Source organism: Streptomyces sp. NPDC051822 (assembly GCF_044452745.1).
Lineage (GTDB): Bacteria > Actinomycetota > Actinomycetes > Streptomycetales > Streptomycetaceae > Streptomyces.
This window is the reverse complement of the sequence record NZ_JBITBZ010000013.1, coordinates 106,015-127,203: the sequence shown is the minus strand read 5'-3', so window position 1 is coordinate 127,203 and position 21,189 is coordinate 106,015. Positions and strand designations below refer to the sequence as shown.

20 protein-coding genes are annotated in these 21,189 nt (G+C 71.6%); 10 read left to right on the top strand and 10 right to left on the bottom strand.

The genetic code is table 11. The features are described 5' to 3' along the window. Window positions 1-8 precede the first annotated feature (8 nt). A complete protein-coding gene (locus ACIA8N_RS31595; RefSeq protein ID WP_365781939.1) occupies window positions 9-998 on the top strand; it encodes an ATP-binding protein in 990 nt (329 codons plus the stop codon). A gap of 72 nt (window positions 999-1,070) precedes the next feature. Here the strand turns inward: ACIA8N_RS31595 and ACIA8N_RS31590 are convergent, their stop codons facing one another. Beyond that, a complete protein-coding gene (locus ACIA8N_RS31590) occupies window positions 1,071-2,375 on the bottom strand; it encodes a hypothetical protein (RefSeq protein WP_365781937.1) in 1,305 nt (434 codons plus the stop codon). 307 nt (window positions 2,376-2,682) lie between these two features. On the opposite strand from ACIA8N_RS31590, the gene ACIA8N_RS31585 reads away from it, so the two are divergent. From ACIA8N_RS31585 to ACIA8N_RS31560, 6 genes are all read left to right on the top strand, one after another. Further along, window positions 2,683-5,064, top strand: a complete 2,382-nt coding sequence (locus ACIA8N_RS31585) for a SulP family inorganic anion transporter (RefSeq protein WP_365781935.1) — start codon at window positions 2,683-2,685, stop codon at window positions 5,062-5,064. 263 nt (window positions 5,065-5,327) lie between these two features. After that, complete coding sequence (gene acs / locus ACIA8N_RS31580) at window positions 5,328-7,283, top strand: acetate--CoA ligase (RefSeq protein ID WP_365781933.1); 1,956 nt, start codon at window positions 5,328-5,330, stop codon at window positions 7,281-7,283. Window positions 7,284-7,572: 289 nt separating this feature from the next. Then, complete coding sequence (nhaA, locus tag ACIA8N_RS31575) at window positions 7,573-8,988, top strand: Na+/H+ antiporter NhaA (protein WP_365781931.1); 1,416 nt, start codon at window positions 7,573-7,575, stop codon at window positions 8,986-8,988. 36 nt (window positions 8,989-9,024) lie between these two features. Next, a complete protein-coding gene (locus ACIA8N_RS31570; protein WP_365781929.1) occupies window positions 9,025-9,510 on the top strand; it encodes a phage holin family protein in 486 nt (161 codons plus the stop codon). Then, window positions 9,507-10,445 carry an alpha/beta hydrolase gene (locus tag ACIA8N_RS31565; protein ID WP_365781927.1) on the top strand — a complete coding sequence of 313 codons (939 nt, stop codon included), beginning with the start codon at window positions 9,507-9,509 and terminating at the stop codon, window positions 10,443-10,445. The genes ACIA8N_RS31570 and ACIA8N_RS31565 overlap by 4 nt, the downstream gene beginning before the upstream one ends. Before the next feature lie 119 nt (window positions 10,446-10,564). After that, window positions 10,565-10,762: a hypothetical protein gene (locus tag ACIA8N_RS31560; protein ID WP_030554412.1), complete on the top strand. Its 198-nt coding sequence runs from the start codon at window positions 10,565-10,567 to the stop codon at window positions 10,760-10,762. 54 nt (window positions 10,763-10,816) lie between these two features. Here the strand turns inward: ACIA8N_RS31560 and ACIA8N_RS31555 are convergent, their stop codons facing one another. From ACIA8N_RS31555 to nth, 3 genes are all read right to left on the bottom strand, one after another. After that, the gene (locus tag ACIA8N_RS31555; RefSeq protein WP_365781925.1) at window positions 10,817-12,016 is read right to left on the bottom strand and encodes a MarP family serine protease; all 1,200 of its coding nucleotides are present in this window, start codon (window positions 12,014-12,016) and stop codon (window positions 10,817-10,819) included. 47 nt (window positions 12,017-12,063) lie between these two features. Continuing rightward, window positions 12,064-12,768: a CoA pyrophosphatase gene (locus ACIA8N_RS31550; RefSeq protein WP_030209028.1), complete on the bottom strand. Its 705-nt coding sequence runs from the start codon at window positions 12,766-12,768 to the stop codon at window positions 12,064-12,066. A 78-nt stretch (window positions 12,769-12,846) separates the two neighbouring features. Beyond that, entirely contained in the window at window positions 12,847-13,695 is an 849-nt protein-coding gene (nth, locus tag ACIA8N_RS31545; protein WP_399416845.1) for an endonuclease III, read from the bottom strand. Between the two features lie 230 nt (window positions 13,696-13,925). On the opposite strand from nth, the gene ACIA8N_RS31540 reads away from it, so the two are divergent. Next, on the top strand, window positions 13,926-14,600 hold the full coding sequence (locus tag ACIA8N_RS31540; RefSeq protein ID WP_015034542.1) for a Crp/Fnr family transcriptional regulator: 675 nt from the start codon (window positions 13,926-13,928) through the stop codon (window positions 14,598-14,600). An 83-nt stretch (window positions 14,601-14,683) separates the two neighbouring features. Here the strand turns inward: ACIA8N_RS31540 and ACIA8N_RS31535 are convergent, their stop codons facing one another. The 5 genes from ACIA8N_RS31535 to ACIA8N_RS31515 form a co-directional block, all read right to left on the bottom strand. Next, on the bottom strand, window positions 14,684-15,568 hold the full coding sequence (locus tag ACIA8N_RS31535; RefSeq protein ID WP_365781920.1) for a prohibitin family protein: 885 nt from the start codon (window positions 15,566-15,568) through the stop codon (window positions 14,684-14,686). Between the two features lie 147 nt (window positions 15,569-15,715). Continuing rightward, entirely contained in the window at window positions 15,716-16,546 is an 831-nt protein-coding gene (locus ACIA8N_RS31530; RefSeq protein WP_365781918.1) for an MBL fold metallo-hydrolase, read from the bottom strand. Continuing rightward, window positions 16,543-17,526: an NUDIX hydrolase gene (locus ACIA8N_RS31525; protein ID WP_365781916.1), complete on the bottom strand. Its 984-nt coding sequence runs from the start codon at window positions 17,524-17,526 to the stop codon at window positions 16,543-16,545. The genes ACIA8N_RS31530 and ACIA8N_RS31525 overlap by 4 nt, the downstream gene beginning before the upstream one ends. Before the next feature lie 109 nt (window positions 17,527-17,635). Beyond that, window positions 17,636-18,106, bottom strand: coding sequence for a RidA family protein (locus ACIA8N_RS31520; RefSeq protein ID WP_365781914.1), 471 nt, complete (start codon window positions 18,104-18,106; stop codon window positions 17,636-17,638). Continuing rightward, on the bottom strand, window positions 18,103-18,261 hold the full coding sequence (locus ACIA8N_RS31515; RefSeq protein ID WP_015034547.1) for a DUF4177 domain-containing protein: 159 nt from the start codon (window positions 18,259-18,261) through the stop codon (window positions 18,103-18,105). The genes ACIA8N_RS31520 and ACIA8N_RS31515 overlap by 4 nt, the downstream gene beginning before the upstream one ends. A gap of 134 nt (window positions 18,262-18,395) precedes the next feature. Here ACIA8N_RS31515 and ACIA8N_RS31510 point away from each other — a divergent pair, with 134 nt between their 5' ends. Continuing rightward, window positions 18,396-19,361 (top strand): ArsA-related P-loop ATPase, encoded by a 966-nt coding sequence (locus ACIA8N_RS31510; protein WP_365781910.1) that lies wholly within the window; start codon window positions 18,396-18,398, stop codon window positions 19,359-19,361. A gap of 56 nt (window positions 19,362-19,417) precedes the next feature. Continuing rightward, window positions 19,418-20,701 (top strand): ArsA family ATPase, encoded by a 1,284-nt coding sequence (locus ACIA8N_RS31505; protein ID WP_365782031.1) that lies wholly within the window; start codon window positions 19,418-19,420, stop codon window positions 20,699-20,701. Between the two features lie 72 nt (window positions 20,702-20,773). Here the strand turns inward: ACIA8N_RS31505 and ACIA8N_RS31500 are convergent, their stop codons facing one another. After that, window positions 20,774-21,118, bottom strand: coding sequence for a WhiB family transcriptional regulator (locus tag ACIA8N_RS31500; protein ID WP_015034550.1), 345 nt, complete (start codon window positions 21,116-21,118; stop codon window positions 20,774-20,776). Window positions 21,119-21,189 lie beyond the last annotated feature (71 nt).

Genomic DNA, 21,189 nt, shown 5'->3' with positions numbered 1-21,189 from the left:
AGGTGAACATGAAGATCGCTTTCGTGGGGAAGGGCGGCAGCGGTAAGACCACGCTGTCCTCGCTCTTCATCCGCCACCTCGCCGCCAACGAAGCTCCTGTCGTGGCCATCGACGCCGACATCAACCAGCACCTGGGCGCCGCGCTCGGCCTGCCCGACGCGGAGGCCGCCGCGCTGCCCGCGATGGGCGCGCACCTGCCGCTCATCAAGGAGTACCTGCGGGGCACGAACCCGCGGATCGTCTCCGCCGACACGATGATCAAGACGACCCCGCCCGGGGAGGGTTCTCGGCTGCTGCGGGTCCGCGAGGAGAACCCGGTCTACGAGGCCTGCGCGCGACCGGTCCGGCTCGACGACGGCGACATCCGCCTGATGGCGACCGGCCCCTTCACGGAGTCGGACCTCGGGGTCTCCTGCTACCACTCGAAGGTCGGCGCGGTGGAGCTCTGCCTCAACCACCTGGTGGACGGCCCGGACGAGTACGTGGTCGTCGACATGACCGCGGGCTCGGACTCGTTCGCCTCCGGTCTCTTCACCCGCTTCGACATGACCTTCCTGGTCGCCGAGCCGACCCGGAAGGGCGTCTCGGTCTACCGCCAGTACAAGGAGTACGCGCGGGACTTCGGCGTCGCGCTCAAGGTCGTCGGCAACAAGGTGCAGGGCGAGGACGATCTCGACTTCCTGCGCGCGGAGGTCGGCGACGACCTGCTCGTGACGGTGGGCCACTCGGACTGGGTCCGTGCCATGGAGAAGGGCCGTCCGCACCACTTCGAGCACCTGGAGGCGGAGAACCGGATGTCGCTCCAGGCCCTCCAGGACGCGGCGGACGACTCGTACGCCGACCGCGACTGGGACCGCTACACGCGCCAGATGGTCCACTTCCACCTGCGCAACGCGGAGAGCTGGGGCAACGCCAAGACGGGAGCGGATCTGGCGGCACAGGTCGACCCCGAGTTCGTGCTCGGCGACCCGATGGCCGCCGCGTCCGGCCTCGGCTGACGGCGTCACGGCCCACGAAGGGGCCGACCTGCCGGCGCAGGTCGACCCCGGGGTTCGTGCCGTGCGAAGGGGTCAGGGCCGTGCGGCCTGCCCGGCGCCCGCCGCGGGGACGGCCGGCGGGGCCGCGAGGAAGCCCGCCCATCCGCCCGGCGGGGCCTCGCCGACCTTCAGGGTGCGCATCTTGGCGATGACGTCGGGGTCCTGGGCGTCGAGCCAGTCGGCGAGCTGCCGGAAGGACACGCACTTGACGTCCTTCTGCACGCACACCGTGGCGATGGTCTCCTCGATGGCCCGCATGTACGTGCCGCCGTTCCAGGACTCGAAGTGGTTGCCGATGACGAGCGGCGCGCGGTTGCCCCGGTAGGAGCGCTCGAAGGCCTGCACCAGGCCGTCCCGCATCTGGTCGCCCCAGTACCGGTGCTGGGAAGGGTCGCCCTGGGTGGTGCCGGGCGACTGGTTGACCAGGAAGTTGTAGTCCATGGCCAGCGTCTGGAAGGCGCGGCCCGGGACGGGCACGAGGTGCATCGAGAGGTCCCAGAGGCCCGTGTCCTTCTTGGGCCAGATCTGGTCGTTGACACCGCTGGTGTCGTAGCGGAAGCCCATCTGCGCCGCCGCCCGCACGAAGTTCTTCCGGCCTTCGAGGCAGGGGGTGCGGGCGCCGACGAGTTCCTTCTCGTAGTCGAAGGGCAGCGGCTGCTCCGCGCGCAGGCCCGCGTTGGTCTTCCAGTTCTTGACGAAGGACTTGGCCTGGTTGATCTCGCTCATCCAGTCCTCGACCGACCAGTTGCCGACGCCGCTCTCCTTCCCGCAGAAGTGCCCGTTGAAGTGGGTGCCGATCTCGTTGCCCTCCAGCCAGGCGGCACGCAGTTCGCGGACGGTGGCGCGGATGCCCTGGGTGTCGTTGAAGCCGATGTCGGAGCGCCCGGCCCTGTGCTGCGGCGGCTCGTAGAGCTTCCGCTTCTCCTCGGGCAGCAGGTACACGCCGCTCAGGAAGTACGTCATGGAGGCGTCGTACTTCTTGCCGACGGAGCGGAAGTGCGAGAAGAGCTTCTGGCTGTCCTCGCCGGCGCCGTCCCACGAGAAGACGACGAACTGCGGCGGGGTCTCGCCCGGCTTGAGGCGCTGCCAGACGGGCTGGTGGGGCTGGGCGCCGGTGAAGGCCGTGGAGCCGTCACCGATCAGCCGGACCGCGTTCGGCGGGGCCGCTGCCGGCCCCTTCTTGGCGCCCCCGCCGCCCGGCGTCCCCTTCGTGGCGTCGCCGTCGGAGCCCGAGCAGCCGGCGAGGCCGGTGATCAGGGCGACGGCGAGGGCACCGGCGGCGAGCGACTTCCTGGGGACTGCCTTGTGGACTGCGGTCCTTCTCCCGGCGGCTGGCATCCGCCCACCTCTCCTCAGAGCACGTTCCGTACGAGCCGCGTCAACGTCGCACCACTCCCCCTGGGGAGATGAAACGACAAGCGGCAATCCGTTCACCTATCACCGGAACCGGTGAATCATTGCCCTGTTTGCCCCGAAAATAATGCCGGAGACTTTACTCTCCATTACGATCCATTTACCGAGCGTTGATCCTCGCCCTGGGCGGGGTCCCGCCGGAATCCCGCCGCTGCACGCCGTGACCCACGGCCGCGAGCCCCCCAGTTCGTCCCGCACGAACCGCGACCGCGCTGCCCCGGAGGAGACGGGAATGACCCTCTGCACCCCTGACCGCATCACCAACAGGCCCGAGGTCCAGCGGCCCCACAGTCCGCCGGACGGACCCCGCCGCTTCCGCATCGCCGGCGCCGACCTGTCCGCCTCGGTCGCCGTCTTCCTGATCGCCCTGCCGCTCTCGCTCGGCATCGCGCTCGCCACCGGAGCCCCGCTCCAGGCCGGTCTGGTCGCCGCCGCCGTCGGCGGCATCGTCGCCGGGCGCTTCGGAGGCGCCCCGCTCCAGGTGAGCGGCCCCGCCGCCGGCCTCACCGTCGTGACCGCCGAGCTCATCCAGCGGTACGGCTGGCGCACCACCTGCGCCATCACCGTCCTCGCCGGACTCACCCAACTCGCCCTCTCCGCACTCCGCGTGGCCCGCTCGGCGCTCGCCGTCTCCCCCGCGATCGTGCACGGCATGGTGGCCGGCATCGGCGTCACCATCGCCCTCGCCCAGCTCCACATCGTGCTCGGCGGCACCCCGCAGAGCTCCGCCGTGGACAACGTCCTGGGTCTGCCCGCCCAGCTGGCGGACCTCCACCCGGCCGCCCTCGCCCTCAGCGCCCTCACCGTGGCCGTGCTGCTGTGCTGGCCCCGGCTGCCGGGCCGCGCCGGGCGGCTCGCCCGGAAGCTTCCCGCCGCGCTCGTCGCGGTGGCCGGGGCCACGGCGGTGGCGACGTTCGCCGGAATCGCCGTACCCCGCGTCGACCTGCCGTCCTGGAGCAGCCACGCCCTGCCCGGCCTGCCCGAGGGCCCGGCGCTCGGCATCGCGGCCGGGGTGCTGACGATCACGCTGGTGACCAGCGTGCAGTCGCTGCTGTCCGCCGTGGCGGTCGACAAGCTGGTCGCCGCCCGGCCGGACGGCGGGCAGGGTGTTCCGCGTGCCGCTCTCGACCGTGAACTCGCCGGTCAGGGCGCGGCCAACGTGGTGTCCGGGGCGCTCGGCGGGCTGCCGGTCGCCGGTGTCGCGGTCCGCAGCGTCGCCAACGTGTCGGCGGGCGCGCAGACCCGCGCCTCCACGATGCTGCACGGCCTGTGGATCGTGCTCGCGGCCCTCCTGCTCGTTCCCCTGCTCGACCTGATCCCGCTGCCCTCGCTCGCCGCGCTGGTCATGGTGGTCGGCATCCAGATGGTCAGCATCACCCACATCCGTACCGTCACGCAGCACCGCGAGGTCGTCGTCTACGCGGTGACGGTGGCCGGCGTGGTCCTCGTCGGCATCCTGGAGGGCGTCGCCCTCGGCATCGCCGTGGCCGTCGCGGTCGCCCTGCACCGGCTCGCCCGCACCCGGATCACCCGCGAGGACGGGGACGGACGCCACCTGCTGCGCGTGCGGGGCCAGCTGACCTTCCTCGCCGTCCCCCGGCTGAGCCGCGCCCTGCACCAACTGCCGTACGGGTCGGACGTGGTGGTCGAGCTCGACGGGTCCTTCATGGACCACGCGGCGTACGAGACGCTGAGCGACTGGACCGCCGGGCACCTCGCCCACGGCGGTACGGTCGAGACGACAGGCCCGTCCGGCACCCGGATCGCCGAGCCGGCCACCGCCACCGCGTCGGCCGCCGCCGATCACACCTGCTGCCGGCCCTGGACGCCGTGGCACAACCACCAGTGCGGGGAGCAGCCGGCCGACCGGCCGGACGTGCCCGACGAGTCGACGGAGCCGGCCGAGCCCCGGCGGGCGACGGGGCTGCATCTGGCCAGCGGAATCGGCCAGTTCCAGCGGAACACGGCCCCGCTCGTACGGGACGAGCTGGCGCGACTCGCCCGGGAGGGCCAGACGCCTTCGCAGCTGTTCCTGACCTGTGCCGACTCCCGGCTGGTCACCAGCATGATCACGTCGAGCGGCCCCGGCGACCTGTTCACCGTGCGCAACGTCGGCAACCTCGTCCCCCTCCCCGGCGAGGAGAGCGGCGACGACTCGGTGGCGGCGGCGATCGAGTACGCGGTGGAGGTGCTGCGGGTCGCGTCGATCACCGTCTGCGGCCACTCCGGCTGCGGTGCGATGCAGGCCCTCCTGAGCGGCGGTCCCGACGATCCGCCGACCCCGCTCCGCCGGTGGCTGCGCCACGGCCGGCCCAGTCTGGAGCGGATGGTGAGCAGGAGACACGCCTGGGCCCGGATCTCCGGACGCCTTCCGGCCGACGCGGTCGAGCAGCTCTGCCTGACGAACGTGGTGCAGCAGCTGGATCACCTGCGGGCGTACGAGCCGGTGGCGCGGCGGCTCGCCGAGGGCACGCTCACGCTGCACGGCATGTACTTCCACGTGGGCGAGGCGCAGGCGTACCTGCTCTCGGGAACGGACGAGGTGCACAGCTACGACGACGTGTTCACCCAGGTCATGCCGACGGACCCGCTGGAGACGGCCCGCGCGTCCTGACCGCACGGGCGCTCGGGACACCTCGCCTCCGACCGCGCCCGCGCGTCCGGCCGGAACCCGCGCGCCCTGAACCTTCCGCTTCCCCCGTCCGTGAGACTGTGTGGCCCCTTCTCCCACCGCTCGGGAAGAAGGGGCCCCCGCACGCCATTCGCCTAACAGGTCTAAACCAATTGTCCGGAGGCTCTTGTCACCCGGGCATCTGACTGATGAGCTATGACGCGGGACACATACGCACAGAGGACGCCCTGGGAAAGGGAGATGTCGTGAGCAACGAAAGCCTGGCCAATCTGCTTCGGGAAGAGCGTCGATTTTCGCCGCCCGCCGAGCTGGCCGCGCACGCCAACGTGACGGCGGAGGCGTACGAGCAGGCCAAGGCGGACAGGCTGGGCTTCTGGGCCGAGCAGGCCAAGCGCCTGACCTGGGCCACCGAGCCGACCGAGACGCTCGACTGGTCGAACCCGCCGTTCGCCAAGTGGTTCGCCGACGGCGAGCTGAACGTGGCGTACAACTGCGTCGACCGCCATGTCGAGGCCGGCCACGGCGACCGGGTCGCCATCCACTTCGAGGGCGAGCCGGGCGACAGCCGCGCGATCACGTACGCCGAGCTCAAGGACGAGGTCTCCAAGGCGGCCAACGCCCTGACCGAGCTGGGCGTCCGCAAGGGCGACCGGGTCGCCGTCTACCTGCCGATGATCCCCGAGGCCGCCATCACGATGCTGGCCTGCGCCCGCGTCGGCGCCGCCCACTCGGTGGTCTTCGGCGGCTTCTCGGCCGACGCCGTCGCCTCCCGCATCCAGGACGCCGACGCCAAGCTGGTCGTCACGGCCGACGGCGGCTACCGCCGGGGCAAGCCGAGCGCCCTCAAGCCGGCCATCGACGAGGCCGTCGCCAAGTGTCCGCAGGTCGAGCACGTCCTCGTGGTCCGCCGTACGGGCCAGGAGACCGCCTTCACCGAGGGCCGCGACGTGTGGTGGGACGACATCGTCGCCCGCCAGTCCGCCGAGCACACCCCGGAGGCCTTCGAGGCGGAGCACCCGCTCTTCATCCTCTACACCTCGGGCACCACGGGGAAGCCGAAGGGCATCCTGCACACCTCCGGCGGCTACCTCACCCAGGCCGCGTACACCCACCACGCCGTCTTCGACCTCAAGCCGGAGACCGACGTCTACTGGTGCACCGCCGACATCGGCTGGGTCACCGGGCACTCGTACATCGTCTACGGCCCGCTGGCCAACGGCGCGACGCAGGTCATGTACGAGGGCACCCCGGACACCCCGCACCAGGGCCGGTTCTGGGAGATCGTGCAGAAGTACGGCGTCACGATCCTCTACACGGCGCCGACCGCGATCCGCACGTTCATGAAGTGGGGGGACGACATCCCCGCGAAGTTCGACCTCTCCAGCCTCCGCGTCCTCGGCTCCGTCGGCGAGCCGATCAACCCCGAGGCCTGGGTCTGGTACCGCGAGCACATCGGCGCCGGGAAGACCCCGATCGTGGACACCTGGTGGCAGACCGAGACCGGCGCGATGATGATCTCGCCTCTGCCGGGCGTCACCGAGACCAAGCCGGGCTCCGCCCAGCGTCCGCTGCCGGGCATCGCGGCCACCGTCGTCGACGACGAGGCCAACGAGGTCCCGAACGGCGGCGGCGGCTATCTGGTCCTCACCGAGCCGTGGCCGTCGATGCTCCGCACCATCTGGGGCGACGACCAGCGCTACATCGACACGTACTGGTCCCGCTTCGAGGGCAAGTACTTCGCCGGTGACGGGGCCAAGAAGGACGAGGACGGCGACATCTGGCTGCTCGGCCGGGTCGACGACGTCATGCTCGTCTCCGGGCACAACATCTCGACCACCGAGGTCGAGTCGGCCCTCGTCTCCCACCCGGCCGTCGCCGAGGCGGCCGTCGTCGGCGCCGCCGACGAGACGACCGGCCAGGCGATCGTCGCCTTCGTCATCCTGCGCGGCACGGCGAGCCAGGACGAGGGCCTGGTCGCCGAGCTGCGCAACCACGTCGGCGCGACCCTCGGCCCGATCGCCAAGCCGAAGCGGGTCCTGCCGGTGGCGGAGCTGCCGAAGACCCGCTCGGGCAAGATCATGCGCCGTCTGCTGCGCGATGTCGCCGAGAACCGGGAGCTGGGTGACGTCACCACGCTGACCGACTCCTCGGTCATGTCGCTCATCCAGACCCAGCTGCCGGCCGCCTCCAGCGAGGACTGAGCCCGGCCCGTACGAGCGCCCGGGCCCGCACGAACGCCCGGGCCCGCACGAACGCCCGGCCCGTACACCGCGAACGCCCGCCCCGAGTTCATGGGGGCGGGCGTTCGCGTCTCGCCCCACCCGACGGGACGAACAGGGCAAAGCTCCCTAAAGTGAGTCCCGCCGGACGCCACCCGCGCTCGTTAGGTAAGGTAAAGATCGCGTCAGAGACGCGACAAGAGAACCTAGGTGCGCCGGGAAGTCTGGTCGGCAATGTGATTCGTCCTGCCCGCCCGACCGGAGGATCCCCGTGGCCGCGCCCGCACCGACCGACGACCGCAAGCCCGATGACCGCAAGTTCCTCGGCCGGCTCTCCCTGCCCGAGCGGCGCCACCTCGCCGACGCCCTGCGTACCGAGACCGTGGGCGGCGTACTGCTCCTCGTCGCCGCCGTCACCGCCCTCATCTGGGCCAACACCCCGCTGAGCGACAGCTACGAGTCCGTCAGCGACTTCCACCTGGGCCCGGCCGCCCTCGGCCTCGACCTGTCGATCCAGCACTGGGCCGCCGACGGCCTCCTCGCGATCTTCTTCTTCGTCGCCGGCATCGAACTCAAGCGCGAGCTCGTCGCGGGCGAACTGCGCGACCCCAGGGCCGCCGCGCTCCCCGTCGTCGCCGCCCTCTGCGGCATGGCCGCACCCGCCCTCGTCTACGTCCTGGTCAACGCCGTCGGCAACGGCTCGATGGACGGCTGGGCCGTGCCCACCGCGACCGACATCGCCTTCGCGCTCGCCGTCCTCGCCGTCATCGGCACCTCGCTGCCGTCCGCGCTCCGCGCCTTCCTGCTCACCCTGGCCGTCGTCGACGACCTCTTCGCGATCCTGATCATCGCGATCTTCTTCACCAGCGACCTGAACTTCGCCGCGCTCGGCGGCGCCCTCGCGGGCCTCGTCCTCTTCTGGCTGCTGCTCCGCAAGGGCGTACGGGGCTGGTACGTGTACGTGCCGCTGGCCCTGGTCATCTGGGCGCTGATGTACAACAGCGGCATCCACGCCACGATCGCCGGCGTCTCAATGGGCCTGATGCTGCGCTGCACCACCCGGGACGGCGAGCAGCACTCCCCCGGCGAGCACATCGAGCACCTCGTGCGCCCGATCTCGGCCGGCCTCGCCGTACCGCTGTTCGCGCTCTTCTCGGCCGGCGTCGGCGTCTCCGGCGGCGCGATCGGGAACGTCTTCACCCAGCCGGTCACCCTGGGCGTGGTCCTCGGCCTGGTCGTCGGCAAGGCCGTCGGCATCTTCGGCGGCACCTGGCTCGCCGCCCGCTTCACCCGGGCCGAGCTCAATCCCGACCTGGCCTGGCCTGACGTGTTCGCCGTGGCCTCCCTCGCCGGAATCGGCTTCACGGTCTCGCTCCTCATCGGCGAACTCGCCTTCGCCGGGGACGCCGCCCTCACCGACGAGGTGAAGGCCGCCGTCCTGATGGGCTCCCTGATCGCGGCCGTCCTCGCCTCCGTCCTGCTGAAGCTGCGGGTCCGCAGGTACCAGTCGCTCGTCGCCGCCGAGGAGCGCGACGACGACGAGGACGGCATCCCCGACATCTACGAGGAGGACAACCCGGCGTACCACCTCCGGATGGCCGAGATCCACGAACGGAAGGCCGCCGAACACAGGGAGCGCGCCCGACTGGCGGGGGCACCGCGCGATGAGGCCGACCGTCCGGCATGATCTGAGTCGGACCGCAGAAGAGAAGAGGGAGCACCGATGAGCGACCCGTTCGACGGAACCGAGCGCAGCCTCGGCCAGTTGGTCGCCTCGGCGACCGCCGAGATGTCCGCGCTGGTGCACGATGAGATCGCCCTGGCCAAGGCCGAGTTGCGGCAGGATGTCAAGCGTGGCGGGATCGGCAGCATCCTGGGTGTCGGCGCCCTGGTGGTACTGCTGTTCTCGCTGCCGATGCTGAGCTTCGCGCTCGCGTACGCGATCAACACCTGGACCGGCGGGCACAACGGCAACGGGGGCTGGAACCTCGTCTGGTGCTTCCTGCTGTCGTTCACCTTCAACGTGCTGGTCGCGGGCCTCCTCGGGGCGATCGCCGTCGCCAAGTTCAAGAAGGTGAAGCCGCCGGAGAGGTCCATCGCCTCCGCGAAGCAGACCGCGGCGATCATGCAGAACGCGAAGCCGCATCCCCGTCCGGCCCAGCGCCCGGCCCTTGAGAAGGCCGAGTCTGTGGCACGCTCGTCCGTATGACCCTTTCCGAGAGCAACGGCAACGGCGGGCCCGTACGGCTCGACGGGCCCTGGACCCATCGCGACGTGGCCGCCAACGGCGCGCGTTTCCACATCGCCGAGATGGGCGACGGGCCGCTGGTGCTGCTGCTGCACGGTTTCCCGCAGTTCTGGTGGACCTGGCGCCACCAGCTGCCCGCGCTGGCCGACGCGGGGTTCCGGGCGGTCGCGATGGACCTGCGGGGGGTGGGCGGCAGCGACCGCACCCCCCGGGGTTACGACCCCGCCAACCTGGCCCTCGACATCACCGGCGTCGTGCGCTCGCTCGGCGAGCCGGACGCGGCGCTCGTCGGGCACGGCCTCGGCGGGTACCTCGCGTGGACGGCGGCCGTGATGCGGCCGAAGCTGGTGCGCCGGCTCGCGGTCTCCTCGATGCCGCACCCGCGCCGCTGGCGGTCGGCGATGCTCTCCGACTTCACCCAGTCGCGGGCCGGCTCGCACGTCTGGGGCTTCCAGCGGCCGTGGCTGCCGGAGCGTCAGCTCGTCGCGGACGACGCGGCGCTCGTCGGTGAGCTGATCCGGGACTGGTCGGGGCCGCAGCCCCGTGAGGCGGACGACGAGGCGATCGAGGTGTACCGGCGGGCGATGCTGATCCCGTCGACGGCGCACTGCTCGATCGAGCCGTACCGCTGGATGGTGCGCTCCCTGGCCCGCCCGGACGGCATCCAGTTCAACCGGCGCATGAAGCGGCCGGTGCGGGTGCCGACGCTCCATCTGCACGGCTCCCTCGACCCGGTGATGCGGACCAGGAGCGCGGCGGGATCGGGCGAGTACGTGGAGGCGCCGTACCGCTGGCGGCTCTTCGACGGGCTCGGTCACTTCCCGCACGAGGAGGACCCGGTGGCCTTCTCCACGGAGCTGGTCAACTGGCTGAAGGACCCCGAGCCCGACCGCTGACGGCCCCTCTCCCGCAGAGGCGTACAGACTTCCTTCGAACGGCCATGTGCCCCGCGCATACTCCAATTGGCGGGCCCTCAGGCGGTTACCGACCTTGGGCCACGGGCAGACGTCGAGGTATGGGCTGGACGCACGACTACGGTGACACGACAGCACGCAACCGCCGCTCGGCCGCCGCGCCGAGTTCCCGCGAGGGGGGTGGCCCGCCGGACGCCGGCGGCGCGCACACCGTGCAGGACGTGGGGATCTCGCGCATCCTGCGCCGCCGGGCCCGCTGGGTCTCGGCCAGACTCCGGCATCCCCGCGACACTGCCTAGCCGGCCGCCCCGGGACCGCCACAAGGTGCGGGCCCGGGGCGGCCGGGCGGGGATCTACAGCGCGCAGGCCTGGCTGTCGACCTGCTGGTCGGCGGTCCGGCCGCGCTCGATGTCCTCGCGGATCTCGTCGACCGTCAGGGCGTAGCCCGTGTTCGGGTCGTCGAGGGAGCGGGCGAAGATCACGCCGTACACCTCGCCGTCCTCGGTGAGGAGCGGGCCGCCGGAGTTGCCCTGCCGGACCGTCGTGTACAGCGAGTACACGTCCCTGCGCACGTCGCCACGGCGGTAGATGTCGGGTCCGTCGGCGTTGATACGGCCCCGCACACGCGCCGAGCGCACGTCGTACGAGCCGTTCTCCGGGAATCCGGCGACGATCGCGTTGTCGCCGCTGCGGGCGTCGTCCTCGGTGAAGCGCAGCGGAGTGGCCTCCAGGTCCGGCACGTCCAGGACGGCGATGTCGCGCTGCCAGTCGTAGAGGACGACCTTGGCGTCGTACGTCTTGCCCTCGCCCCCTATCTGGACGGTCGGCTCGTCGACCCCGCCGACTACATGGGCGTTGGTCATGACCCGGCGGTCGGCGAAGACGAAGCCGGTCCCTTCGAGGACCTTGCCGCAGCTCTGCGCCGTGCCGACGACCTTGACGATGGAACGCTGGGCGCGGGCGGCGACGGGGCTGCCGACGAGCGCCGGGTCCGGCGGCAGGACCTCGGTGATGGGCTCGTTCACGAAGGGGTCGAAGACCTGCGGGAAGCCGTTGCGGGCCAGCGTCGAGCTGAAGTCGTCGAACCAGCCGGAGACCTGATCCGGCATCACCTCCTCGACGCCCCGCAGCACCATCGAGTCCTTCACCCGCTTGCTCAGGGCGGTCAGCGAGGAGCCGCCGAGGGCCGAGCCGATGAGCCAGGCCACGAGCAGCATCGCGACGACGTTGACCAGGGCACCGCCGGTGGCGTCCAGGGCGCGCACGGGTGACCAGGTGATGTGGCGGCGCAGCTTGTTGCCGAGGTGGGTGGTGAAGGCCTGACCGACGGAGGCGCAGACGATGACCACCATCACGAAGACGACCGTCGCCGTGGTGGAGACCTCGCTGCTGTCGGTCAGCTGGTCCCAGAGGACCGGAAGCAGCAGAACGGCGACGAGACCGCCGCCGAGGAAGCCGATCACGGACAGGATGCCGACCACGAATCCCTGGCGGTAACCGATGATCGCGAACCACACGGCGGCGAGCAGCAACAAGATGTCCAGCACGTTCACCGTCAATTGCCTCGCAGATTCGTTTCCGGTCGCCGGGGTTCAGCCTGTCATGAGCGCCAGTCGAGCGGGACCTGCTTGGACCGGTCCCAGGGGCGCTCCCAGCCGGAGAAGTGCAGCAGCCGGTCGATCACACCGGCCGTGAAACCCCAGACCAGAGCGGATGCGACGAGGAACGCGGGGCCCTGGTGGCCGCTCGGGTGGATCGCCGTGGCGCGGTTGGCGGGATCCGTGAGATCCGCCACGGGGACGGTGAAGACCCGGGCGGTCTCTCCCGGGTCGACGACCCCGACCGGGCTCGGGGCGCGCCACCAGCCGAGGACCGGGGTGACGACGAAGCCGCTGACGGGGATGTAGAGCCGGGGCAGCACGCCGAAGAGCTGCACGCCCGCCGGGTCGAGGCCGGTCTCCTCCTGGGCCTCGCGCAGGGCGGCCCGCAGCAGGCCGCCGTCGGCCGGGTCGCCGTCCTCGGGGTCGAGGGCGCCGCCGGGGAAGGAGGGCTGTCCGGCGTGCGAGCGCAGGCTGCCGGCGCGCTCCATGAGCAGCAGCTCGGGGCCGCGCTCCCCCTCGCCGAAGAGGACGAGGACGGCGGACTGGCGTCCGGCGCCGCTCGCGGGCGGCAGGAAGCGGCTCAGCTGCTCGGGCTCGACCGTGCGGGCGGCCCGGTCGACGGGCCCGAGCCAGTCGGGCAGCCCGTCGCGGCTGACAAGGCCGCCCGTGCCGGGCTCGTGGATCTCTTCGTCAGTGCGCGTCATAGGCACCCCCGTTGTTGCACAACGCCATCGGTGGACGGGTTCGTTCCCGGGGCCGTCGGGGCCTTCCGGGGGCCGGGCTCAGTCGCCCGCGCCGAGGGGCGGCGCCGGGAGGCCGGGGTAGCCGGGCGGCGGGTTGAGCCGCTGGCCGGGGAAGCCGCCCTTCTCGTACTTGAGCAGCTTCCTCGCCTTCTCCGGGTCGGTCTCGCCCTCTCCGTACGAGGGGCAGAGGTGGGTGATCGGGCAGGCGCCGCAGGCGGGCTTGCGGGCGTGGCAGATCCGGCGGCCGTGGAAGATCACCCGGTGCGAGAGCATCGTCCACTCGCTCTTCGGGAAGATCTCGGCGATCTCCGCCTCGATCTTCACCGGGTCGTCCTGCTCGGTCCACTTCCAGCGCCGGACCAGCCGCATGAAGTGGGTGTCCACGGTGATGCCGGGGACCCCGAAGGCGTTTCCGAGGACGACGAAGGCGGTCTTGCGGCCGACGCCGGGCAGCTTGACCAGGTCGTCGAGGCGGCCGGGGACCTCGCCCCCGAAGTCGTCCCTGAGGACGGCGGCGAGACCCATGATCGACTTGGTCTTCGCGCGGAAGAAGCCGGTGGGGCGGATGAGCTCCTCGACCTCCTCGGGCACGGCGGCGGCGAGGTCCTCGGGCGTGGGATACCTGGCGAAGAGGGCGGGCGTGGTCTGGTTGACCCGCAGGTCGGTGGTCTGGGCCGAGAGGACCGTGGCGACGAGCAGCTCGAAGGGATTGCGGAAGTCGAGCTCGGGGTGGGCGTACGGATAGACCTCGGCCAGTTCGCGGTTGATCTTGCGGGCCCTGCGGACCATCGCGAGACGGGATTCGGGCTTCGCCGCCTTCCGATTCGAGGCTTTCACCCGTTTCGACACGCCGTGTTCGCCCACGGCGGAATTACCTTCGGCCGACACTCTTTCAGCCCCCTTGGCCTGCGCTCTCACCGGCGAGTTGGACACCCGACCAGCCTAGGGGCCGACACCGACATCCGCCCCGGGCGTGGCCGATCAGCCCCCAATCGGGCCCCTGACGTACGGACCGGCGGCTCCGTACGTCAAACTTGTTGTGATTGATCGCACTGTTTTGTACGTCCGGCATCATGGGACCCAGGTCCCTGAGCAGGTCGACAGTATGGAGAGAACTCGTGGACGACGTTCTGCGGCGCGCCCCGCTCTTCGCGGCGCTCGATGACGAGCAGGCTGCCGAGCTGCGCGCCTCGATGAGTGAGGCGACGCTGGCCCGAGGCGACGCTCTCTTCCACGAGGGCGACCCCGGCGACCGCCTGTACGTGGTCACCGAGGGCAAGGTGAAGCTGCACCGCACCTCCCCCGACGGCCGCGAGAACATGCTGGCCGTCCTCGGCCCCGGCGAGCTGATCGGCGAGCTGTCGCTGTTCGACCCGGGCCCGCGCACCGCGACCGCGACCGCGCTGACCGAGGTGAAGCTGCTCGGCCTGGGCCACGGCGACCTCCAGCCCTGGCTGAACGCCCGCCCCGAGGTTGCCACCGCGCTGCTCCGCGCGGTCGCCCGCCGCCTCCGCAAGACCAACGACCAGATGTCCGACCTGGTCTTCTCCGACGTCCCTGGCCGTGTCGCCCGCGCGCTCCTCGACCTGTCGCGCCGCTTCGGCGTGCAGTCCGAGGAGGGCATCCACGTCGTCCACGACCTCACCCAGGAGGAGCTGGCCCAGCTGGTCGGCGCCTCCCGCGAGACGGTCAACAAGGCGCTCGCCGACTTCGCCCAGCGCGGCTGGCTGCGCCTGGAGGCACGCGCCGTGATCCTCCTCGACGTGGAGCGCCTCGCGAAGCGCTCGCGGTAGCCACCGCCGTACACCGCCGTACGTGAAAGGCCGCCCCGGTCCGACGACCGGGGCGGCCTTTCGCGTACGCGCCGACCTGCGGGTCAGCGCTTGGAACCGTCCACGATCACCGGAGCGGAGGAGCCGTTCGCGCAGGGCACGGTGTAGATCGGGTTCTGCGCCGCGGCCTCCTTGAACGCGTCGATGCACTGGTTCATCAGGACCTTGTCCGTCAGCGACTCGTTGAGGATCTTGTTGGCGCGGGCGATGCCCTCCGCCTCGATCCGGCGCCGGTCCGACTCGGCCTTGGCGGTGCGGGCGGCCTCGAGGGCGCGCTCGGTGGCCTGCTGCTGCTGGATCTTGCGGTCGATCTGGTCCTGCAGCGCCTTGGACGGCTTCACGTTGCGCAGGTTGACCGTGGTCACGTCGATGCCGCGCGGGGCGAGCCGCTCCTTGACCAGCTCGCCGATCTCGGCGTTGATCTTCTCGCGGGCCGAGCTGTAGCCCTCCTCGCTCGTGTGGCGGGCGAAGACGTTGCGGATGATCTCCCGGCTGTCCGGGAAGACCAGCCGCTGCTGGATGGCGGACTCGCTGCCGGCGAGCCGGTACAGCTCCACGGCCTTCGTCGGCGCGACGGCCCACTTCACCGTCACCTCGACCTCCATCACGCCGCCCTGCGAGGAACGCACCTCGACCACGTCCCTGTCGGAGAGGTTGAGGTCCACCGGGCGGGTGGAGAAGGTGGTGACCGTCGTGAACGGCGAGACCACGTTCACGCCGGGCGTCATGGGCGTACCCACCTTGCCGAAGGTCACCGGCACGCCGACCTCGTACGCGCCGACGACGTGGATGATGCTGGTGACGCCCGCGAGGAGCGCGGCGATGAGCGCGCCCAGCGCGCCGAGGCGCAGGGGCGAGCGGTCCGTGGACCGCCCCACGGCGAAGAGCACGCCCGCCGCGATGAGCAGGACGATGGCCAGGACGAACAAGAGAATCCCCCCGATGAAACGACTACTGATACTGCCGATGTAAAGGGACCGTAAAGCATGGCGTGTCCCCTGGACCATGCCGGGTCCCGGCAAGACCGCCCGGGGCGTCACTGCCGCCCCACGAGCCCCTCCCCCGGGGCCCGGCGGTCAGATCAGGCCACGCTCCCGCAGGTACTCCAGCTGCGCCCGTACGGACAGCTCGGCCGCGGGCCACAGGGAGCGGTCCACGTCCGCGTACACATGGGCGACGACCTCCGCCGCCGTCCGGTGGCCGCTCACGACCGCCGCCTCCACCTGGGCGAGCCTGCTCGCCCGGTGCGCGAGATAGAACTCCAGGACCCCCTGGGCGTCCTCCAGGACCGGCCCGTGCCCCGGTAGGACCGTGTGCACCCCGTCGTCGACCGTGAGCGAGTGCAGCCGCCGCAGCGAGTCCAGGTAGTCGCCCAGCCGCCCGTCCGGATGCGCCACGATCGTCGTCCCGCGCCCGAGGACGGTGTCCCCCGAGAGCACCGCCCGGTCGGCCGGCAGGTGGAAGGAGAGCGAGTCCGAGGTGTGGCCGGGCGTCGGGACGACCCGCAGCTCAAGTCCGCCGACGGACACCACGTCCCCGGCGCCGAGCCCCTCGTCGCCGAGCCGCAGCGCCGGGTCGAGGGCCCGTACGGCCGTCCCGGTCAGCTCGGCGAAGCGGCCCGCGCCCTCCGCGTGGTCCGGGTGGCCGTGGGTGAGCAGGGTGAGCGCGACCCGCTTGCCGAGCTTCTCGGCGGTCCCGATCACCCGTCCCAGGTGGCTCTCGTCGAGCGGACCCGGATCGACCACGACGGCGAGTTCCGAGCCGGGCTCGGAGAGGAGCCAGGTGTTGGTGCCGTCGAGGGTCATCGCGGACGGGTTCGGCGCGAGGACGTTCACGGCGCGGGCGGTCGCGGGCCCGGAGACCACGACTCCGCGCGGCTGTCCCGGCAGGGCGGCGGCGTCACTCATCGCTCGCCTCCCGCCGACGATCTCGACCCCGTCGACCCCGTCGACCCCGTCGACCCCGTCGATCCCGTCGATCCCGTCGATCCCGTCGACCCCGTCGATCCCGTCGATCCCGTCGATCCCGTCGATCCCGCTGGGATAATCTTGGTGAACTCCTCGTGGCCCGGCCAGCTCAGGACCAGCTCGTCGCCCTCCAGACGCGCCTGCGCGAGCACCGGCGCCAGTTCCTGCTCCGCGGCCCCCGCGAGCGCCTCGGCCGCCGTCCTGTACCGCTCCAGGGCCCGCAGGGTCGAGATCGTCGGCGGCATCATCGTCAGCTCGCCCCGGTCGTAACCGGCGGCGGCCTCCGCCGGACGGATCCAGACGGTCCGGTCGGCCTCCGTGGAGGCGTTCCTCGTGCGCTGCCCGGCCGGCAGCGCGGCCACGAAGAACCAGGTGTCGTAACGGCGCTGCTCGAACTCCGGCGTGATCCAGCGCGCCCACGCGCCGAGCAGGTCGGAGCGGAGCACGAGCCCGCGCCGGTCGAGGAAGTCGGCGAAGGACAGTTCCCGGGCGACGAGCGCCTCCCGGTCCCGCTCCCAGTCCTCGCCGGTCGTGTCGCCGACCACGGTGTCCTCGGTCGGCCCGGCGAGCAGGACGCCCGCCTCCTCGTACGTCTCGCGTACGGCGGCGCAGACCACGGCCTGGGCCTGCGCGGGGTCATCGAGGCCGAGGCGGGCCGCCCAGGTCTCCCGCGAGGGCCCCGCCCAGCGCACCGGATGCTCGTCGCGCGGGTCGACACCACCGCCGGGGTAGGCGTACGCGCCGCCCGCGAAGGCCATGGAGGTACGGCGCCGCAGCATGTGGACGTCGGGCCCGCCGGCCCCGTCCCGCAGGAGCAGGACGGTCGCGGCGCGCCGGGGGACCACCGGGACGAGCTCACCGGCGGCGAGGGCGCGGATGCGGTCGGGCCACTCGGGCGGGTACCACTGACCATTCGACATGGCCGGATGCTATGCGCAAGCACCGGAATGCACGAGAGCCGATCCCCCTCACGCGGTACGTGCGGGGAACCGGCTCTTGACGTACGGCGTAGAGGCCGCCGCGAGGAGGTCAGGCCTCGGTCAGCTCCACCTGGACCTCGACCTCGACCGGGGCGTCGAGCGGCAGCACGGCCACGCCGACGGCGCTGCGCGCGTGCACGCCCTTGTCGCCGAGGACGGCGCCGAGCAGCTCGCTGGCGCCGTTGATGACGCCCGGCTGCCCGGTGAAGTCGGAGGCGGAGGCCACGAACCCGACGACCTTCACGACCCGCTTGATGCGGTCCAGGTCACCGGCGACCGACTTCACGGCCGCGAGCGCGTTCAGCGCGCAGGTGGCCGCGAGCTGCTTGGCCTCCTCCGCGGTGACCTCGCCGCCGACCTTGCCGCTCAGCTGGAGCTTGCCGTCCACCATCGGGAGCTGGCCCGAGGTGTAGACGTACACGCCCGACTGCACGGCCGGCTGGTAGGCGGCCAGCGGCGGCACGACCGCCGGCAGGGTCAGGCCCAGCTCGGCGAGCTTCGCCTCGACGGCCCCGCTCACGACTTGGCCCGCTTCAGGTAGGCCACGAGCTGCTCGGGGTTGTTCGGCCCGGGCACGACCTGGACGAGCTCCCAGCCGTCCTCGCCCCAGGTGTCCAGAATCTGCTTGGTCGCGTGCACCAGAAGCGGCACCGTGACGTACTCCCACTTGGTCATGGAGGCGACTGTATCCGCTGCCGCGGGGGTGCCCTTCGAGGCGGCCCCCGCCGCTGCCCCGAAGCTCCCCCTAGGGAGCTTCTCCGGGGCGGCCTCCTGATTGGGCGCCGCCGCCAGTGGTTAGGCTCGACTACGTGAGCAGGCTCCAGGTCGTCAGCGGCAAGGGTGGTACCGGTAAGACGACGGTCGCCGCCGCCCTCGCGCTCGCCCTCGCGACGGAGGGCAAGCGCACCCTCCTCGTCGAGGTCGAAGGCAGGCAGGGCATCGCACAGCTCTTCGAGACGGAAGCGCTTCCCTACGAGGAGCGCAAGATCGCCGTCGCCCCGGGCGGCGGGGAGGTGTACGCGCTGGCGATCGACGCCGAGCGCGCGCTCCTCGACTACCTCCAGATGTTCTACAAACTGGGCAGTGCGGGGCGGGCCCTGAAGAAACTCGGCGCGATCGACTTCGCGACGACGATAGCGCCGGGCGTACGGGACGTCCTGCTGACCGGCAAGGCCTGCGAGGCGGTCAGGCGGCGCGAGAAGCACGGCGGTCACACCTACGACCACGTGGTCATGGACGCGCCGCCCACCGGCCGCATCACCCGCTTCCTCAACGTCAACGACGAGGTGGCGGGCCTGGCCAGGATCGGTCCGATACACAACCAGGCGCAGGCCGTCATGCGGGTCCTCAAGTCCCCCGAGACGGCCGTCCATCTGGTCACCCTCCTGGAGGAGATGCCGGTCCAGGAGACGGCGGACGGCATCGCTGAGCTGCGGGAGGCCGAACTGCCGGTGGGGCGGGTGGTGGTGAACATGGTCAGGCCGCACGTCCTCGACGAGGCGGCGGTACGGGCCGCCTCCGGCGACCACCGGGAGGCCATCGCCAGGACGCTGGCCTCCGCGGGCGTCGCGGGGGCCACGACGCTGGTCGAGCCGCTGCTCGACCAGGCCGCCGAGCACGCCCGGCGGGTGGAGCTGGAGCGGGGGCAGCGCGCGGTCCTGGACGGCGTCGGCGTCCCGTCGTTCGAGCTTCCCTTCCTGGGGGACGGGGCGGACATCGCGGGGCTCTACCGGCTGGCGAAGGAACTGCGGAGGCAAGGGGTGGGCGACGCGTGACGGAGAAGGCGACGGAGGGGCTCGGAACGGCTCCCGGTTCGGGCGGGCTCGACGCCGTGCCCGTCCTCCGGCTCGACCCGCTGATCGACGACCTGGGCACCCGCATCATCGTGTGCTGCGGTGCCGGCGGGGTCGGTAAGACGACGACGGCCGCGGCCCTCGGCGTGCGGGCGGCGGAGCGCGGCCGGCGGGTCGTCGTGCTCACCATCGACCCGGCCCGCCGCCTCGCCCAGTCGATGGGGATCGACTCCCTGGACAACACCCCGCGGAAGGTCGCGGGCATCAAGGGCTCCGACGGCGGCGAACTGCACGCCATGATGCTGGACATGAAGCGGACCTTCGACGAGATCGTCGAGGCGCACGCGGACCCCGAGCGGGCGCGGGCGATCCTGGAGAACCCCTTCTACCAGTCCCTTTCGGCAGGATTCGCCGGTACGCAGGAGTACATGGCGATGGAGAAGCTGGGGCAGCTCCGAGCGCGCGACGAGTGGGACCTGATCGTCGTGGACACCCCGCCGTCCCGGTCCGCCCTGGACTTCCTGGACGCGCCGAAGCGGCTCGGGTCCTTCCTCGACGGGAAGTTCATCAAGCTGCTGATGGCGCCGGCGAAGGTGGGCGGCCGGGCCGGGATGAAGTTCCTCAACGTCGGCATGTCGATGATGACCGGGACCCTCGGCAAGCTGCTCGGGGGTCAGTTCCTCAAGGACGTGCAGACGTTCGTCGCGGCGATGGACACGATGTTCGGCGGTTTCCGTACCCGCGCCGACGCCACGTACCGGCTGCTCCAGGCCCCGGGCACGGCGTTCCTCGTGGTGGCCACGCCCGAGCGCGACGCGCTGCGCGAGGCGGCGTACTTCGTGGAGCGGCTGGCCGCCGAGGGGATGCCCCTCGCGGGTCTCGTCCTCAACCGGGTGCACGGCAGTGGCGCCGCCCGGCTGTCGGCCGAGCGGGCGCGGGCGGCCGCGGAAAATCTTGACGAGGGGCGCATTGTGGATCAGGGGGCCGGGAAGACTGGTCGCAGTGGCTCCCCGACCACGGAGTCCGAGCCGTCCGATCTCGCCACCGCCGCCGCAACTCCCGTACCCGAGGCTGCCCCCACAGCCGAACCGGCACAGGAAACAGACGTAGACGTACGACATCTCACCGCGGGCCTCCTGCACCTGCATGCCGAGCGCATGCGGGTGCTCGCGCGTGAGCAGCGCACACGTGACCGCTTCACGGCGCTCCACCCCGAGGTGGCGGTGACCGAGGTGGCGGCCCTGCCCGGCGATGTGCACGACCTCGCCGGGCTGCGGGCCATCGGTGACCGGCTCACGACCGGAGGAAGACCTTCGGCCTGACCGGGGGTCCGGCGCCTGTCCGGCCCTGACCCTTCGCCCTGTTCCGCCGGGACGCCCTGGCCCCGGGACGCTCTAGCCCACGGCGGCATACGCCTCGTACGTCGCGTCGTCCTCGATCGCCACGGGCAGCAGGCCCGCTCCGCGCTCGTACTCCGTGCGCGCGGTCTCCAGGAGCCGGCGCCACGAGGTGACGGTCGGCCTGCGACGCAGCAGGGCGCGACGCTCGCGCTCCGTCATGCCGCCCCACACACCGAACTCCACGCGGTTGTCGAGGGCGTCGGCGAGGCACTCGGTCCGCACCGGGCATCCGGTGCACACCGCCTTTGCCCTGTTCTGTGCCGCTCCCTGTACGAAAAGTTCATCCGGATCGGTAGTGCGGCAGGCCGCCTGCGCACTCCAGTCAGCTACCCAGCCCATACCGGCGCCGTCCTCTCCCGAATCGAGGCTCCCCCACGGCGGCAGCGGCATATTCACCGCTGCCAGTTGGG

Excerpts from the sequence above, each read along its gene's own strand:
- ACIA8N_RS31595 (WP_365781939.1), top strand. The coding sequence starts at position 9 with ATGAAGATCGCTTTCGTGGGGAAGGGCGGCAGCGGTAAGACCACGCTG.
- ACIA8N_RS31570 (WP_365781929.1), top strand. The coding sequence starts at position 9,025 with ATGAGCGACCCGTTCGACGGAACCGAGCGCAGCCTCGGCCAGTTGGTC.
- ACIA8N_RS31590 (WP_365781937.1), bottom strand. The coding sequence starts at position 2,375 with ATGCCAGCCGCCGGGAGAAGGACCGCAGTCCACAAGGCAGTCCCCAGG.
- ACIA8N_RS31585 (WP_365781935.1), top strand. The coding sequence starts at position 2,683 with ATGACCCTCTGCACCCCTGACCGCATCACCAACAGGCCCGAGGTCCAG.
- ACIA8N_RS31565 (WP_365781927.1), top strand. The coding sequence starts at position 9,507 with ATGACCCTTTCCGAGAGCAACGGCAACGGCGGGCCCGTACGGCTCGAC.
- ACIA8N_RS31500 (WP_015034550.1), bottom strand. The coding sequence starts at position 21,118 with ATGGGCTGGGTAGCTGACTGGAGTGCGCAGGCGGCCTGCCGCACTACC.
- ACIA8N_RS31525 (WP_365781916.1), bottom strand. The coding sequence starts at position 17,526 with ATGTCGAATGGTCAGTGGTACCCGCCCGAGTGGCCCGACCGCATCCGC.
- ACIA8N_RS31550 (WP_030209028.1), bottom strand. The coding sequence starts at position 12,768 with ATGACGCGCACTGACGAAGAGATCCACGAGCCCGGCACGGGCGGCCTT.
- ACIA8N_RS31530 (WP_365781918.1), bottom strand. The coding sequence starts at position 16,546 with ATGAGTGACGCCGCCGCCCTGCCGGGACAGCCGCGCGGAGTCGTGGTC.
- ACIA8N_RS31515 (WP_015034547.1), bottom strand. The coding sequence starts at position 18,261 with ATGACCAAGTGGGAGTACGTCACGGTGCCGCTTCTGGTGCACGCGACC.
- ACIA8N_RS31560 (WP_030554412.1), top strand. The coding sequence starts at position 10,565 with ATGGGCTGGACGCACGACTACGGTGACACGACAGCACGCAACCGCCGC.